12 protein-coding genes and 1 pseudogene are annotated in these 14,366 nt (G+C 68.7%); 9 read left to right on the top strand and 4 right to left on the bottom strand.

The window, feature by feature from the left end; all coding sequences use genetic code 11:
- Window positions 1-84: 84 nt before the first annotated feature.
- From cofD to BN973_RS08230, 4 genes and pseudogenes are all read left to right on the top strand, one after another.
- Window positions 85-1,086, top strand: a complete 1,002-nt coding sequence (gene cofD / locus BN973_RS08245) for a 2-phospho-L-lactate transferase (protein ID WP_036472163.1) — start codon at window positions 85-87, stop codon at window positions 1,084-1,086.
- Window positions 1,083-2,435, top strand: a complete 1,353-nt coding sequence (locus tag BN973_RS08240) for a coenzyme F420-0:L-glutamate ligase (RefSeq protein ID WP_036467232.1) — start codon at window positions 1,083-1,085, stop codon at window positions 2,433-2,435. The genes cofD and BN973_RS08240 overlap by 4 nt, the downstream gene beginning before the upstream one ends.
- Window positions 2,407-4,020 carry an Eco57I restriction-modification methylase domain-containing protein gene (locus tag BN973_RS08235; protein ID WP_139830184.1) on the top strand — a complete coding sequence of 538 codons (1,614 nt, stop codon included), beginning with the start codon at window positions 2,407-2,409 and terminating at the stop codon, window positions 4,018-4,020. The genes BN973_RS08240 and BN973_RS08235 overlap by 29 nt, the downstream gene beginning before the upstream one ends.
- Window positions 4,017-4,532, top strand: a pseudogene (locus BN973_RS08230) (NUDIX hydrolase); the annotation flags it as partial. The gene BN973_RS08235 and the pseudogene BN973_RS08230, both read left to right, overlap by 4 nt.
- 16 nt (window positions 4,533-4,548) lie before the next feature.
- Here the strand turns inward: BN973_RS08230 and BN973_RS30375 are convergent.
- The 4 genes from BN973_RS30375 to rfbD all read right to left on the bottom strand — a co-directional run bounded on the left by BN973_RS30375 (window position 4,549) and on the right by rfbD (window position 8,452).
- Entirely contained in the window at window positions 4,549-5,454 is a 906-nt protein-coding gene (locus tag BN973_RS30375; protein WP_232232041.1) for a hypothetical protein, read from the bottom strand.
- A 106-nt stretch (window positions 5,455-5,560) separates the two neighbouring features.
- Window positions 5,561-6,640, bottom strand: coding sequence for a mannose-1-phosphate guanylyltransferase (gene manB, locus BN973_RS08220; protein WP_036467227.1), 1,080 nt, complete (start codon window positions 6,638-6,640; stop codon window positions 5,561-5,563).
- 1 nt (window position 6,641) lies between these two features.
- Complete coding sequence (locus BN973_RS08215; protein ID WP_036467224.1) at window positions 6,642-7,538, bottom strand: glycosyltransferase family 2 protein; 897 nt, start codon at window positions 7,536-7,538, stop codon at window positions 6,642-6,644.
- Complete coding sequence (gene rfbD, locus BN973_RS08210; protein WP_036467221.1) at window positions 7,535-8,452, bottom strand: dTDP-4-dehydrorhamnose reductase; 918 nt, start codon at window positions 8,450-8,452, stop codon at window positions 7,535-7,537. The genes BN973_RS08215 and rfbD overlap by 4 nt, the downstream gene beginning before the upstream one ends.
- Before the next feature lie 94 nt (window positions 8,453-8,546).
- Between rfbD and BN973_RS08205 the strand changes: the two genes are divergently transcribed.
- The 5 genes from BN973_RS08205 (at window position 8,547) to BN973_RS08185 (ending at window position 14,353) form a co-directional block, all read left to right on the top strand.
- Window positions 8,547-10,013: an LCP family protein gene (locus BN973_RS08205; RefSeq protein ID WP_407067569.1), complete on the top strand. Its 1,467-nt coding sequence runs from the start codon at window positions 8,547-8,549 to the stop codon at window positions 10,011-10,013.
- On the top strand, window positions 10,001-10,720 hold the full coding sequence (locus tag BN973_RS08200; RefSeq protein WP_198048905.1) for a TIGR03089 family protein: 720 nt from the start codon (window positions 10,001-10,003) through the stop codon (window positions 10,718-10,720). The genes BN973_RS08205 and BN973_RS08200 overlap by 13 nt, the downstream gene beginning before the upstream one ends.
- A gap of 138 nt (window positions 10,721-10,858) precedes the next feature.
- On the top strand, window positions 10,859-11,140 hold the full coding sequence (locus tag BN973_RS08195; RefSeq protein ID WP_036467215.1) for a DUF1490 family protein: 282 nt from the start codon (window positions 10,859-10,861) through the stop codon (window positions 11,138-11,140).
- A gap of 9 nt (window positions 11,141-11,149) precedes the next feature.
- Complete coding sequence (gene ctpC, locus BN973_RS08190) at window positions 11,150-13,336, top strand: manganese-exporting P-type ATPase CtpC (RefSeq protein WP_036467213.1); 2,187 nt, start codon at window positions 11,150-11,152, stop codon at window positions 13,334-13,336.
- A 102-nt stretch (window positions 13,337-13,438) separates the two neighbouring features.
- Complete coding sequence (locus BN973_RS08185; protein ID WP_036467211.1) at window positions 13,439-14,353, top strand: class I SAM-dependent methyltransferase; 915 nt, start codon at window positions 13,439-13,441, stop codon at window positions 14,351-14,353.
- The last annotated feature ends 13 nt before the right edge of the window (window positions 14,354-14,366 follow it).

The raw sequence follows: 14,366 nt of genomic DNA, 5'->3' as shown, positions 1-14,366 counted from the left end.
ATTTTCCGGCGTTTCTGTTATTTCGCCTCTTCGGCGTGTCCGTCACAACCGCCCCAAATCTGCTGGCCGGTACTGTCGTCGGATGTGAAGGTCACCGTTCTGGTCGGCGGCGTCGGGGGCGCCCGGTTCCTGCTGGGTGTTCAACAGTTACTCGGGCTGGGTCAGTTCGGCGTCGAGGGACAAACTTCCGAGCACGAGCTGAGCGCCGTCGTCAACATCGGCGACGACGCCTGGATCCACGGGGTTCGGGTTTGTCCGGATTTGGACACCTGCATGTATACCTTAGGTGGAGGCGTAGACCCCGAGCGCGGGTGGGGCCATCGCGACGAAACCTGGCATGCCAAAGAGGAATTGGCGCGCTACGGCGTGCAGCCGGATTGGTTCGGACTCGGCGATCGCGATCTGGGAACCCACCTGGTGCGCACCCAGATGCTCAACGCCGGCTACCCGCTCTCGGCGATCACCTCTGCGTTGTGCGACCGCTGGCAACCGGGCGCACACTTGCTGCCCGCCAGTGACGACCGGTGCGAAACCCATGTGGTGATCACCGATCCCGCCGACGACAGCCGGCGCGCGATCCACTTCCAGGAGTGGTGGGTGCGCTACCGGGCCAACGTGACAACCCACAGCTTCGCGTTCGTCGGCGCTGAAACGGCCAGCGCCACAACTGAAGCGGTCGATGCCATCGGCAACGCCGACATCATCTTGCTGGCGCCGTCCAATCCGGTGGTGAGCGTCGGCGCGATCCTGGCGGTCCCCGGCATTCGCGGCGCGCTGCGGGCGGCTTCCGCGCCGATCGTCGGCTACTCCCCGATCATCGGCGGAAAGCCGTTGCGCGGCATGGCTGATGCCTGCCTCGAGGTGATCGGTGTCGAGTCCACCGCGGAGGCGGTCGGCAGATATTACGGAGCGCGCGCGAGCACCGGGATATTGGATTGCTGGCTGGTGCACGAGGGCGACTTGGAAAACTTCGAAGCGGAAATCGACGGCGTCGCGGTGCGGGCGGTGCCGCTGTTGATGAGCGATCCGAAAGCGACGGCCGAAATGGTGCGGGCCGGACTGGATATCGCGGGCGTAGCGCCGTGACGCAATCTCCGAAGGAGCACGGCACCGCGGCGACGATCGAGATCCTGCCCGTCGCCGGGCTTCCCGAATTCCGCCCCGGCGACGATCTCGGCGCGGCCATCGCCGCCGCCGCGCCCTGGCTGCGCGACCGCGACGTCGTGGTGGTCACCAGCAAGGTGCTGTCCAAATGCGAGGGCCGACTGGTGCCGGCACCCGCGGACCCCGAGGAACGTGACGAGCTGCGGCGCAAGCTGGTCGACGCCGAGGCGGTGCGGGTGCTGGCGCGCAAGGGCCGCACGCTGATCACCGAGAACCGGCTCGGCCTGGTGCAGGCCGCAGCCGGCGTCGACGGATCCAACGTCGGCCGAAGCGAACTCGCGCTGCTTCCGGTCGACCCCGACGGCAGTGCCGCGGCCCTGCGTGCCGCCCTGCGCGAGAAGCTCGGCGTCGACGTCGCGGTGGTGATCACCGACACGATGGGCCGGGCCTGGCGCAACGGCCAGATCGACGCCGCGATCGGCGCGGCGGGTCTGGCTGTGCTGCACGGCTATTCGGGCACGCTCGACGAACACGGCAACGAGTTGGTGGTCACCGAGATCGCCGTGGCCGACGAAGTGGCCGCCGCGGCCGATCTGGTCAAGGGCAAGCTGACCGCGCTGCCGGTGGCCGTCGTGCGCGGCCTGCGCGTCGTCGACGACGGCAGCACCGCCCGGAACCTGCTGCGGCCCGGCCCAGAGGACCTGTTCTGGCTCGGCACCGCCGAAGCCATCGAGCTGGGACGCGCACAAGCCCAGCTGCTGCGCCGGTCGGTGCGCCGGTTCAGCGGCGAGCCCGTCCCGCCCGAGCTGATCGAGGCGGCCGTCGCCGAGGCCCTGACCGCGCCGGCCCCGCACCACACCCGCCCGGTGCGGTTCGTGTGGCTGCGCACCGCGGCCACCCGGACCCGGCTGCTCGATCGCATGAAGGACAAGTGGCGTGCCGACCTGGCCGGCGACGGCAAGCCGGCCGACGCGATCGATCGGCGGGTCGCGCGCGGCCAGATCCTCTACGACGCACCCGAGGTCGTGATCCCGATGCTGGTGCCCGACGGCGCGCACACCTATTCCGACGCCGAGCGCACCGCCGCCGAGCACACCATGTTCACCGTCGCGGTGGGCGCGGCCGTGCAGGCGTTGTTGGTCGCGCTGGCCGTGCGGGGGGTGGGCAGCTGCTGGATCGGCTCGACGATCTTCGCCGCCGATCTGGTCCGCGCCGAGCTTGAACTGCCAGACGATTGGGAGCCGTTGGGCGGCATCGCGATCGGTTACGCCGCGGAACCGGAAGGGCCGCGCGACCCCGTGAATCCCGGAGATCTGCTGGTCGACAAGTGATACTGACCCGGTGACGACGTTCGCCGGCAAGGCGGCCGCATCCGCCGACAAGGTTCGCGGCGGCTACTACACACCGGCGGCGGTGGCGCGATTCCTGGCGCGCTGGGTGCGCACGGCCGGCCCTCGCATCGTCGAACCCTCCTGCGGCGACGGCGCAATCCTGCGCGAGCTGGCCGCGCTGACAACGCAGGCCCACGGCGTGGAACTAGTCGCCGGCGAGGCGCTCAAGGCACGACGATTCGCCGCGGTGCAGACCGCGAACCTGTTTACCTGGGTGACCGAGCACGGGGCCACCGGCTGGGACGGGGTGGCCGGCAACCCGCCGTACATCCGGTTCGGCAACTGGGCCCGCGAGCAGCGCGAGCCGGCGCTGGAGCTGATGCGGCGCGAGGGCCTACGCCCCAGCCGGCTGACCAACGCCTGGGTCCCATTCGTCGTCGCCAGCACGGTAATGGTGCGCGACGGCGGGCGGGTGGGTTTGGTATTGCCCGCCGAATTGCTGCAAGTCAGTTATGCCGCACCATTGCGCGAATTTCTGCTCACCCGGTACCGAGAAATCACTCTGGTCACATTTCGGCGATTGGTCTTCGACGGCATCCTGCAGGAAGTCGTGTTGTTCTGCGGGGTCGCCGGCGCGGGTCCCGCGCGCATTCGCACGATCAATCTCGTCGACGCCGACGCGCTGGAGCGCGCGGACCTCGACGTCGAATCGGCGCCCGCGCTGCTGCACGAGAAGGAGAAGTGGACCAAGTACTTCCTGGACCCCGCCGCGATCGCACTGCTGCGCACGTTGAAACAGTCCGACACCCTGACGCGGGTCGGGGCCATCGCCGACGTGGATGTCGGCATCGTGACGGGCCGCAACAGTTTCTTCACCTTCACCGATGCCCAGGCCCACGAGCTGGGCCTGCGAGCGCACTGCGTCCCGCTCGTCTCGCGCAGCAGCCAGCTGTGCGGCCTGGTGTACGACACCGATTGCCGGGCAAGCGATATCGCCGCCGGCCACCGGACCTGGCTGCTCGACGCACCGGACCGGCCGGCCGACGCCGCCCTGGCCGCCCACATCCACGCCGGTGAGGCGGCCGGCGTCCACCTCGGTTTCAAGTGTTCGATCCGTAAGCCGTGGTGGCGCACCCCGTCGCTGTGGGTGCCGGACCTGTTCCTGCTGCGCCAGATTCACCTGGCCCCGCGGCTCACCGTCAACGCCGCCGCGGCGACGAGCACCGACACCGTGCACCGGGTGCGAATCGGCCCCGGCGTCGAGCCGGCCGCGTTTGCCGCCGTGTTCCACAACAGCGCGACGTTCGCGTTCGCCGAGATCATGGGCCGTAGTTATGGTGGAGGCATCTTGGAACTCGAGCCGACCGAAGCCGAGCAGCTGCCCATTCCCGCCCCGGCGCTGGCCGGCGAACTCGCCGCGGATGTCGATCTGCTGTTGAAGGCCAACGAGATCGAGAAGGCGCTCGACACCGTCGACCGGCACGTCTTGATCGACGGGCTCGGCTGGTCGCCCGAGGTCGTCGCGCGGTGCAGGACGGCGTGGCACACCCTGCGCGATCGCCGGACCAGGCGCGGCGCCCGATGAGCATCCGCGACTCGGCCATCTCGCTGCTCACCGACTGGCAGGCACCCGACCCGGCGCAGGAGTCGTTGCGGCACGCCGTGCTGGCGTTCGTGCACGGCCGCCCGGACGCCTGCCGGCGCGAGTGCGAAGCCGGCCACGTCACGGCCTCGGCGATCGTGCTGGATGACACGTCCACCCGGGTGCTGCTGACCCTGCATCCCCGGCTGGGTCGCTGGGTGCAGCTCGGGGGCCACTGCGACGAGGACGACCCCGACATCGTGGCCGCGGCGCTGCGCGAAGCCGTCGAGGAATCCGGCGTGCCCGATCTGCGCATCGCGCCGGAGCTGGCCGCGGTTCACGTCCACCCGGTCACCTGCTCGCTGGGTGTCCCGACCCGGCACCTGGATCTGCAATTCGTCGCCCACGCCCCGGCGGGTGCGCAGATCGCGATCAGCGAGGAATCCGAGGACCTGCGGTGGTGGCCGGCCGACGCGCTGCCGCCCGGCGCGGATCACGCCCTCGCGCACCTGGTTTTCGCGCGCGCTGGCGCTATAGCGCCGAGATCGACACCAGCGCGGAAAAGTTCGAGTAGGCAGCGCGCTGACGTCGATCTCGACGATAACCCCGACTGGCGAGGGCCTTGCGTGCACGATCTACGATGTCCTCGGGCCGATGCTCGGCGACGACCCGGATCACGATCCAGCCTAAATCCTGCAACTTGTCTAGTCGGCTGATGTCCTTCACGAATTGCCTTCGGTCAGTTCGGTGTTGGTCGCCGTCGTACTCCAAGGCAACCATGTAGTCCTCCCAGCCCATATCCAGCACGCCCAGTAGTCGCCAGTCGCAATTGACCGGTATCTGCGTTGCCGGTTTCGGAAAGCCGGCATCGACGAGGAGCAGCCTCAACCAGCTTTCCTTGGGTGATGCCGCGCCGCCGTCCACCAACGGCAGTACTTCGCCCAGCCGTCGCACACCACGAGCGCCTCGATACCGCTTCATCAATACGAAGACATCTTCGAAGGAGAACGGCGTCGCATGCATGAGCGCGTCGAGGCGCGCCAGCGCCTGCCCACGCGGCAAGTGACGGCCGAGGTCAAAAGCGGTGCGGGCGACCGATGTCACCGGTAACCGCTTGATGGTGGTCACCTCGTCGGCACCGAATGTCTCGTTGCGGACGATGAGTTCGCGCTGTGGCCGGGCGCTATTGGCAACGAGTTCGATTGGCGTGTTCGCGTCCACCCAGCGCGCTCCGTGCAGCGCGGACGCCGCAACGCCGGCTATTACCGCCTGCCGACGCGACCAGAGCCAGGCGGCAAGAATGCGGTCGTCCAGCGACAGCCCATCGCCCTTCGGTACGTAGACATCGGGAAAGATCCTCCGATACCACCGACGCAGCTGGTACTCGCTCAATGCGTGGCCGGCGATCGCTTCGCTGCCCAGGAACACTTCCCCCATGCCGCGATGGTGGTCCTGGCCACCGACATGCTCCCCGAGATCGACACCAGCGCGGAAAAGTTCGAGTAGGCAGCGCGCTGACGTCGATCTCGGCGCGCAAACTCCCCTAGACGTCGCTGGAGTAGCGGATCCCGCCGTCGGGAATGGACACACCGGGCCACACCCGGGCGCCGCGCAACAGCTCGCAGCGCGCGCCGATATCGGCGCCGTCACCGATCACCCCGTCACGGATCAGCGCCCGCGGACCGATGCGGGCCCCGAAGCCGACGATCGAACGCTCGACCACGCTGCCGGCCTCGATCTTGACGCCGTCGAATATCACCGCGCCGTCCAGCCGCACGCCGGGGCCGATCTCGGCGCCGCGTCCGACGACCGTGCCACCGATCAGCACCGCACCGGGCGACACCGCCGCGCCGTCGTGCACCAGCTTTTCGCCCCGGTGCCCGTTCAGCGCCGGGGACGTCACGATGCCGCGCACCAAATCCGAGGAGCCGCGGACGAAGTCGTCGGGGGTCCCCATGTCGCGCCAATAGGTGGCATCCACGTAGCCGCAGACCTTGACTCCCGCGTCCGACAGCAGCGACGGGAACACCTCGCGTTCGACCGACACCGGCCGGCCGCGGGGGATCCGATCGATGATCCTGCGCTCGAAAACATAGGTGCCGGCGTTGATCTGGTCGGTCGGTGGATCCTCGGTCTTCTCCAGAAAGGCCAGCACCCGATCGTTCTCGTCGGTGGGCACGCAGCCGAAGGCACGCGGATCGCCCACCCGAACCAGGTGCAGCGTCACGTCGGCCGCATTCGCCCGGTGCGACTCCACCAATTGGGAAAGATCGGCGCCGGAGAGCACATCGCCGTTGAACACCAGCGCGGTGTCATGGCGCAGCTTGTCGGCGATGTTGGCGATGCCGCCCCCGGTTCCCAGCGGATCCTCTTCGGTGACGTAGTCGATCTCGACACCCAGCGCCGAGCCGTCACCGAACTCCGCCTCGAACACGCCGGCCTTGTAGGAGGTGCTCAGGATGACGTGCCGGACGCCGGCCGCGGCGATGCGCGACAACATGTGGGTGAGAAACGGCACCCCGGCCGTCGGCAGCATCGGCTTGGGCGCCGACAGCGTCAGCGGCCGCAGGCGAGTGCCCTTGCCGCCCACCAGAATCACCGCATCCACTGGGGTAATCGTCAACTCAGTGCCGCCCTTCTGCCCGCTTCGCCGAACGCTGGCGGCGCGAGCTGCGCACCATCAGAGCCGACCGCAGCGCCAACGAGACCCGCAACGTCCAGCGCAGCGGAGCCAGCCACCAACCGGTATGCCGGTCGGCCAGAAAGATATAGGTACTGCGATGGTGCGCCGCGAGGTGATTGGCCGGATCGTCGCCGGTGGAGTGGCCCTTGTGGTGCAGCACCTCGGCCGACGGCACGTAGACGTTGAGCCAGCCGGCCTTGCCGAGCCGGTCGCCGAGGTCGACGTCCTCCATGTACATGAAATAGCGCTCGTCGAACCCACCGATCTGCCCGAAAGCCGAACGACGCAGCAGCAGACACGATCCCGACAGCCAGCCCACCGGCCGTTCGCTGGGCTCGAGCCGTTCCTGGCGGTACGCCGCCGTCCAGGGATTGCGCTTCCAGAACGGCCCGATCACCGCGTGCATGCCGCCGCGGATCAGGCTGGGCAGCAACCGTGCCGACGGGTACACCGAGCCGTCGGGGTCGTGGATCAGCGGGCCCAGCGCGCCGGCCTGCGGCCAGCGGGTGGCCGCCTCCAGCAGCGCGTCGATGCTGTTCGGGCCCCACTGCACGTCCGGGTTGGCCACCAGCACCCAGTCGTCGATCTCCCCGCGCTCACCCAGGTGCTCGATCGCGCGATTGACCGCGGTGCCGTAGCCGAGGTTGCCTCCGGTGCTGAACAACCGCACGTTCGGGTAGCGCTCCACGGCCGCCTGCGGGGTGCCGTCGGTGGACCCGTTGTCGGCCATCAGAACGCTGACCGGGCGGTCGGTCGCCAGCGACAGCGAAGCCAGAAAACGTTCGAGATGGTGGCCCGGCGAATAGGTCACCGTCACGACCGGCAGGACGTCAGTCACGGCGTAGAGGTTATCGGTCGTTGCACCGGGACTGGCCCCTGCGACGCGGCCAGCGCGGCGACAAGTGCAGAGCGCCAGGGCCTTAGCGGCGTCAGGCCCGCCGCCGCCGACTCCCGGCTCGACAGCGCGGAGTAGGTCGGACGCGGTGCGGGACGGGGAAATTCCGCGGTGCTCACCGGGTGCACCCGCTCGGGGTCGGCGCCACACTCCTCGAACACCGCACGGGCCAGGCCGAATCGCGAGACGACGCCCTCGTTGGCGGCGTGCAGGATCGGACCGGGCACACCTCCCCCGTCAATGAGGTCGGCCACCTGGAGCAGGGCGGCGGCCAAGTCGGCGACGTAGGTCGGCGACCCGACCTGGTCGTCGACGACCTTGATCGGGCCGTCACCGGCCGCGAGCCTGCGCATGACCGCGACGAAGTCCTTGCCGGTGCCGCCGGTGTAGACCCAGGCGGTCCGGACCACGGTGCATTGGGCGGCATCCGGCAGCGCCGCCAGCGCGGCGACCTCACCGGCGCGCTTGCTGCACGCGTAGACACCACGGGGCGTGGTCTCGTCGCTGGGTTCGAACGGGCGGGGATCGGCGTAGTCCCCGGCGAACACGAAGTCGGTCGAGACGTGGATCAGCCGGGCGCCCGCCCGCGCGCAGGCCTTCGCGATGTGCGCCGGCGCGGCCTCATTGACCGCGTACGCCCGCGCCTCGTCGCTTTCGGCGCCGTCGACATCGGTGTAGGCGGCGCAGTTGATCACGACATCGCCGCTTCGCACGATTGCCTCGGCGGCGGCCGGGTCGGTGATGTCCCACTGCGCGGACGTCAGCGCGAGGATGTTGCGACCCTGATCAGCGCCCTGTGTTGCCAGACAACCACCCAGCTGCCCACCGGCTCCGGTGATGACGATCCTGCCCGACATGGTTCGAGTCTGGCATGTCTCGAAAAGGGCAGGAAAGGACGGGCCACGCCGCTGCTGGCTACTAGGGAAGCGACTGAGCCGCAAGTAGCCTAGTGTGATGCCTGTGCAACGTGTGGTTCGTGTTGTTGCCACTGTGCTAGCGGTCGCCGTCGTACTCGGCACCGGCGTCGCGTGGAACAACGTCCGAGCGTTCGAGGACGGCATCTTCCACATGTCGGCCCCGTCGCTGGGCAAGGGCGGCGACGACGGCGCGATCGACATCCTGCTGGTCGGCATGGACAGCCGCACCGACGCCCACGGCAATCCGTTGACCCCCGAGGAGCTGGCGACGCTGAAGGCCGGTGACGAGGAAGCCACCAACACCGACACCATCATCCTGGTCCGGATACCGAACAACGGGAAATCGGCGACCGCCATCTCGATTCCGCGCGACTCGTATGTCACCGCGCCCGGTCTGGGCAAGACGAAGATCAACGGCGTCTACGGCCAAACCCGGGAAGCCAAGCGGACCGCCCTGGTCAAGGCCGGCGATTCGGCCGAGGACGCCGCCACCCAGGGAACCGAGGCCGGGCGGGAGGCCTTGATCAAGACCGTCGCCGACCTCACCGGCGTCACCGTCGACCACTATGCCGAGATCGGGCTGCTCGGTTTCGCGTTGATCACCGACGCCCTCGGCGGTGTCAATGTGTGTCTGAAAGACGCCGTGTACGAACCACTTTCGGGTGCCGACTTCCCGGCCGGCCCGCAAAAGCTGGACGGCGCCGAGGCGCTCAGCTTCGTACGTCAGCGCCACGACCTGCCGCGCGGCGACCTCGACCGGGTGGTGCGCCAGCAGGTCGTGATGGCCTCGCTCGCCCACCGGGTGATCTCCGGTCAGACGCTGTCCAGCCCCACCACGCTCAAGCGGCTGCAGGCGGCGGTGCAGCGCTCGGTGGTGATCTCCCAGGGCTGGGACGTGATGGATTTCGTCAAGCAGCTGCAGAAGCTGTCCGGCGGTAACGTCGCCTTCGCCACCATCCCGGTGCTCGACGGAGCCGGCTGGAGCGACGACGGCATGCAAAGCGTCGTCCGGGTGGACCCGCACCAAGTGCAGGACTGGGTCGCCGGCCTGCTGCACGACCAGGATGAGGGCAAGACCGAGCAACTGGCCTACACCCCCGCCAAGACCACCGCGAGCGTGGTCAACGACACCGACATCAACGGACTGGCCGCCGCGGTGTCAGACGTGTTGAGCTCCAAGGGATTTACCACCGGAGCCGTCGGCAACAACGACGGCGGCCACGTCAAGGCCAGCCAGGTGCGGGCCAACAAGCCCGACGACATGGGAGCCCAGGAAGTCGCCAAGGAGCTGGGCGGGCTGCCCGTCGTACCCGATGCGTCGCTGGCGCCGGGATCGGTCCGCGTGGTGCTGGCCAACGACTACACCGGACCGGGCTCCGGCCTGTCCGGCAACACGACGGCACCGGCGCGGGTGACGAACCAGTCGGCCACCGACCCGAATGTCCCGGCGCCCTCGCCGATCCTGACGGCCGGCAGCGACAAGCCGGAGTGCATCAACTGACCACGCTATCCGGGGCGATCCTCGATCCGATGCTGCGGGCCGACCCGGTCGGTCCGCGGATCACCTACTACGACGACGCCACCGGCGAGCGCATCGAATTGTCCGCGGTGACCCTGGCCAACTGGGCCGCCAAGACCGGCAACCTGTTACGCGACGAGCTGGGTGCGGGCCCGGCCAGCCGGGTGGCGATCCTGCTGCCGGCGCATTGGCAGACCGCGGCGGTGTTGTTCGGGGTGTGGTGGATCGGCGCCGAGGCCGTTCTCGACGGGCCGGCCGACCTGGCGCTGTGCACCGCCGAACGGCTGGACGAGGCCGACGCCACGATCGAGCCGGGCGGCGAGGTCGCGGTGTTGTCGCTGGATCCGTTCGGCCGCCCGGCACCCGACCTGCCGATCGGCGTCACCGATTACGCCACCGCGGTGCGAGTGCACGGCGACCAGATCGTCGCCGAACACCATCCCGGTGCCGCCCTGGCCGGCCGCTCCGTCGACGAAATCCTGGCCGACTGTGAAAACTCCTCGGCGGCAAGGGGTTTGACGGCCCAAGATCGAGTGCTTTCCACCGCAGGGTGGCCCGGCCCGACCGAGTTGGTCGACGGTCTGCTGGCGATCATGGCCGTCGGCGCATCGCTGGTGCAGGTGGCCAACCCCGATCAGTCGGCACTGCAGCGCCGAATCGACACCGAGAGGGTCACCCGCGTCCTCTGACAACGTATATTGATATGGCAATACATCAATGTTAATTTCGTGGAAGCATAGGGTGGACGGCGTGACACTCGGCCGGTTCCGGGGAGCGATCTGATAATGGTTGTCATTAACAACTAGGCGACGGGAAAGGATCCGGCGATGGCGGTATACGGGCTACTGGCAAAGGCGGCGGGAACGGTATTCACCGGCCTGGTCGGGGTGACGGCCTACGAGGTCGTGCGCAAGGCCGTGGCCAAGGCACCGCTGCACCAGACCGCCGTGGCGACCGCGGAACTCGGATTGCGCGGCACCCGCAAAGCCGAGACGGCCGCGGAGTCGGCGCGCCTGCGGCTCGCCGATGTGATGGCCGAAGCCCGCGAGCGCATCGGCGAGGAGGCGCCCACCCCGTCGCTCGGCGACACCCACGATCACGACCACTGATCGCTCACCATGAGCCTCGCGATCGTTGAAGACATCGCAACCGCCAAAGACCCCTGTATCGAAGTACTTTCGGATGCCGCCGGCCGCATGCGGGTTTGCGTCCCCTGGGTGCGCTGCAGCGCCCGGCGGGCCGTCGCGGTCGAAGAGGCCGTCGCCAAGCAGACCGGCGTGCGCGCCGTGCACGCCTACCCGCGCACCGGTTCGGTCGTCGTCTGGTATTCGCCGCGCCGCTGCGACCGCGCCGAGGTGATGGCCGCGATCAGCAGCGCCGAACACGTTGCCGCCGAACTGATTCCGGCGCGCGCGCCCCATTCGTCGGAGATCCGCAACTCCGACGTGCTGCGCATGGTGATCGGCGGCCTGGCCCTGAGCCTGCTCGGGGTGCGCCGCTACGTGTTCGCCCGACCACCGCTGCTCGGCCCGAGCGGCCGGGTGGTCGCCACCGGCGTCACGATCTTCACCGGCTACCCGTTCCTGCGCGGCGCGCTGCGTTCACTGCGATCCGGCAAGGCCGGCACGGACGCGCTGGTCTCGGCCGCGACAGTCGCGAGCCTGATCCTGCGCGAGAACGTGGTCGCCCTGACTGTGCTGTGGCTGCTGAATATCGGTGAGTACCTTCAAGATCTGACATTGCGACGGACCCGGCGGGCCATATCGGAACTGCTGCGCGGCAGCCAGGACACGGCATGGATCCGGCTCGTTGACGGACCACAATCCGGCACCGAGATCCAGGTGCCCATCGACAGCGTCGAGATCGGCGACGAGGTGGTGGTGCACGACCACGTCGCCATCCCGGTCGACGGCGAAGTCGTCGACGGCGAGGCCGTCGTCAACCAATCCGCGATCACCGGTGAGAACCTGCCGGTCAGCGTCGGCGTGGGAACCCACGTGCACGCCGGCTCGGTCGTGGTGCGTGGGCGCGTCGTGGTGCGCGCGCGGGCCGTCGGCAACCAGACCGCCATCGGGCGCATCATCACCCGCGTCGAGGAGGCGCAGCACGACCGCGCGCCCATCCAGACGGTCGGCGAAAACTTCTCGCGCCGTTTCGTTCCCACCTCGTTCGTCGTGTCGGCGATCACGCTGGCGATCACCGGCGACGTCCGGCGTGCGATGACCATGCTGTTGATCGCCTGCCCCTGCGCGGTGGGCCTGGCCACCCCGACCGCGATCAGCGCCGCGATCGGCAACGGCGCGCGCCGCGGCATCCTGATCAAGGGCGGATCGCACCTCGAGCAGGCGGGCCGGGTCGACGCGATCGTGTTCGACAAGACCGGCACGCTGACCGTCGGTCGGCCGGTTGTCACGAATATCGTTGCCATGCATTCCGATTGGCAACCAGAGCAGGTACTCGCGTATGCGGCCAGCTCGGAGATCCACTCCCGGCATCCGCTGGCCGAAGCCGTGATCCGCTCCACCGAGGAGCGCCACATCAGCATCCCGCCGCACGAGGAGTGCGAGGTGCTGGTCGGGCTGGGCATGCGGACCTGGGCCGACGGCCGCACCCTGCTGCTGGGCAGCCCTTCGCTGCTGCAGTCCGAGCGGGTCAAGGTGTCCAAGAAGGCCAAGGACTGGGTCGACAAGCTGCGCCGGCAGGCCGAGACGCCGCTGCTCCTGGCGGTGGACGGCACCCTGGTCGGGCTGATCAGCCTGCGTGACGAAGTCCGCCCCGAGGCCGCTGAGGTGCTGAACAAGTTGCGGGCCAACGGGATTCGCCGCATCGTGATGCTCACCGGCGACCACCCGGACATCGCGCAGGTGGTCGCGGGCGAACTGGGCATCGACGAATGGCGTGCCGAGGTGATGCCGGAGGACAAGCTCGAGGTGGTGCGCGAGCTACAGGGCGAGGGCTTCGTCGTCGGCATGGTCGGCGACGGCATCAACGATGCCCCGGCGCTGGCGGCCGCCGACATCGGGATCGCCATGGGGCTGGCCGGAACCGACGTCGCGGTCGAGACCGCAGACGTGGCGCTGGCCAACGACGATCTGCATCGCCTGCTCGACATCCGCGATCTCGGCGCCCGGGCTGTCGACGTGATCCGGGAGAACTACGGCATGTCGATCGCCGTCAACGCCGCCGGGCTGATCATCGGCGCGGGCGGGGCCCTGTCCCCCGTGCTGGCCGCGATCCTGCACAACGCTTCGTCGGTTGCGGTGGTGGCCAACAGTTCTCGGCTGATCCGCTACCGCCTGGACTGACCTGTTCTGGTGTTTGAGCGGTCCCGGAGCCGGGGACGCCGAACGGTCGCGAGACCGTATCGTTATTCTGTCTAACCAGTAATCGGCGGAAGGGGCACGTCCGTGGCACGCAGCGACAACGACACCTGGGACCTGGCGACGAGCGTGGGAGCCACCGCCACCATGGTGGCCGCCGGACGGGCCCGGGCCACCAAGGACGAACTGATCGACGACCCGTTCGCCGAGCCGCTGGTGCGCGCCGTGGGCGTCGACTTCTTCACCCGGTGGGCCAACGCCGAGATCGACGCCGCCGACGTCGACGAGCCCGGCGCGCCCTGGGGCATGCAACGGATGACCGACCTACTGGCCGCGCGCACGCGCTACATCGACGCGTTCTTCGCCGATGCCGCGGCGGCGGGTCTTCGCCAGGTCGTCATCTTGGCCTCCGGCCTGGACGCACGCGGGTACCGACTGCCGTGGACGCCGGGCACGACGGTGTTCGAGATCGACCAGCCGGAAGTCATCGAGTTCAAGACCACGACGATCGAGGCGCTCGGTGCGAAGCCCACCGCCGAGATCCGCGCCGTCGCGGTCGACCTGCGCCACGACTGGCCGTCGGCACTCAAGCAGGCCGGCTTCGATACCGGCCAACCCGCCGCCTGGGCCGCCGAGGGACTACTCGGCTTCCTGCCGCCCGACGCGCAGGATCGCTTGCTGGACAACATCACCGCGCTGTCCGCCGACAAGAGCCGGCTGGTGGCCGAGATTTTCATCAACACCGGCTCCAACCAGAATGCGTTGAACGGCGCCAGCCAACGGTGGCGGGATAACGGGCTCGACGTCGTACTCGACGATCTGGGCTTTCCCGGCGAGCGCAACGACGCGGCCGCGTATCTGCGGGACCGCGGCTGGCAGCCGGTCAGTACCCCGCTGAATCAGCTGTTGGCCGACAACGGATTACCGCAACAGCCCGACGGCGACGACGCCCCGTTCGCCAAGAACTACTACTGCACCGCAGTTTTGCACAAGGCAGGGTAAGAGGAAGGCCCCA

The organism is Mycobacterium triplex (assembly GCF_000689255.1).
GTDB lineage: Bacteria > Actinomycetota > Actinomycetes > Mycobacteriales > Mycobacteriaceae > Mycobacterium > Mycobacterium triplex.
This window is presented reverse-complemented; position numbering and strand designations above follow the sequence as displayed.

Excerpts from the sequence above, each read along its gene's own strand:
- BN973_RS30375 (WP_232232041.1), bottom strand. The coding sequence starts at position 5,454 with ATGGGGGAAGTGTTCCTGGGCAGCGAAGCGATCGCCGGCCACGCATTG.
- rfbD (WP_036467221.1), bottom strand. The coding sequence starts at position 8,452 with ATGTCGGGCAGGATCGTCATCACCGGAGCCGGTGGGCAGCTGGGTGGT.
- BN973_RS08195 (WP_036467215.1), top strand. The coding sequence starts at position 10,859 with ATGGCGGTATACGGGCTACTGGCAAAGGCGGCGGGAACGGTATTCACC.
- ctpC (WP_036467213.1), top strand. The coding sequence starts at position 11,150 with ATGAGCCTCGCGATCGTTGAAGACATCGCAACCGCCAAAGACCCCTGT.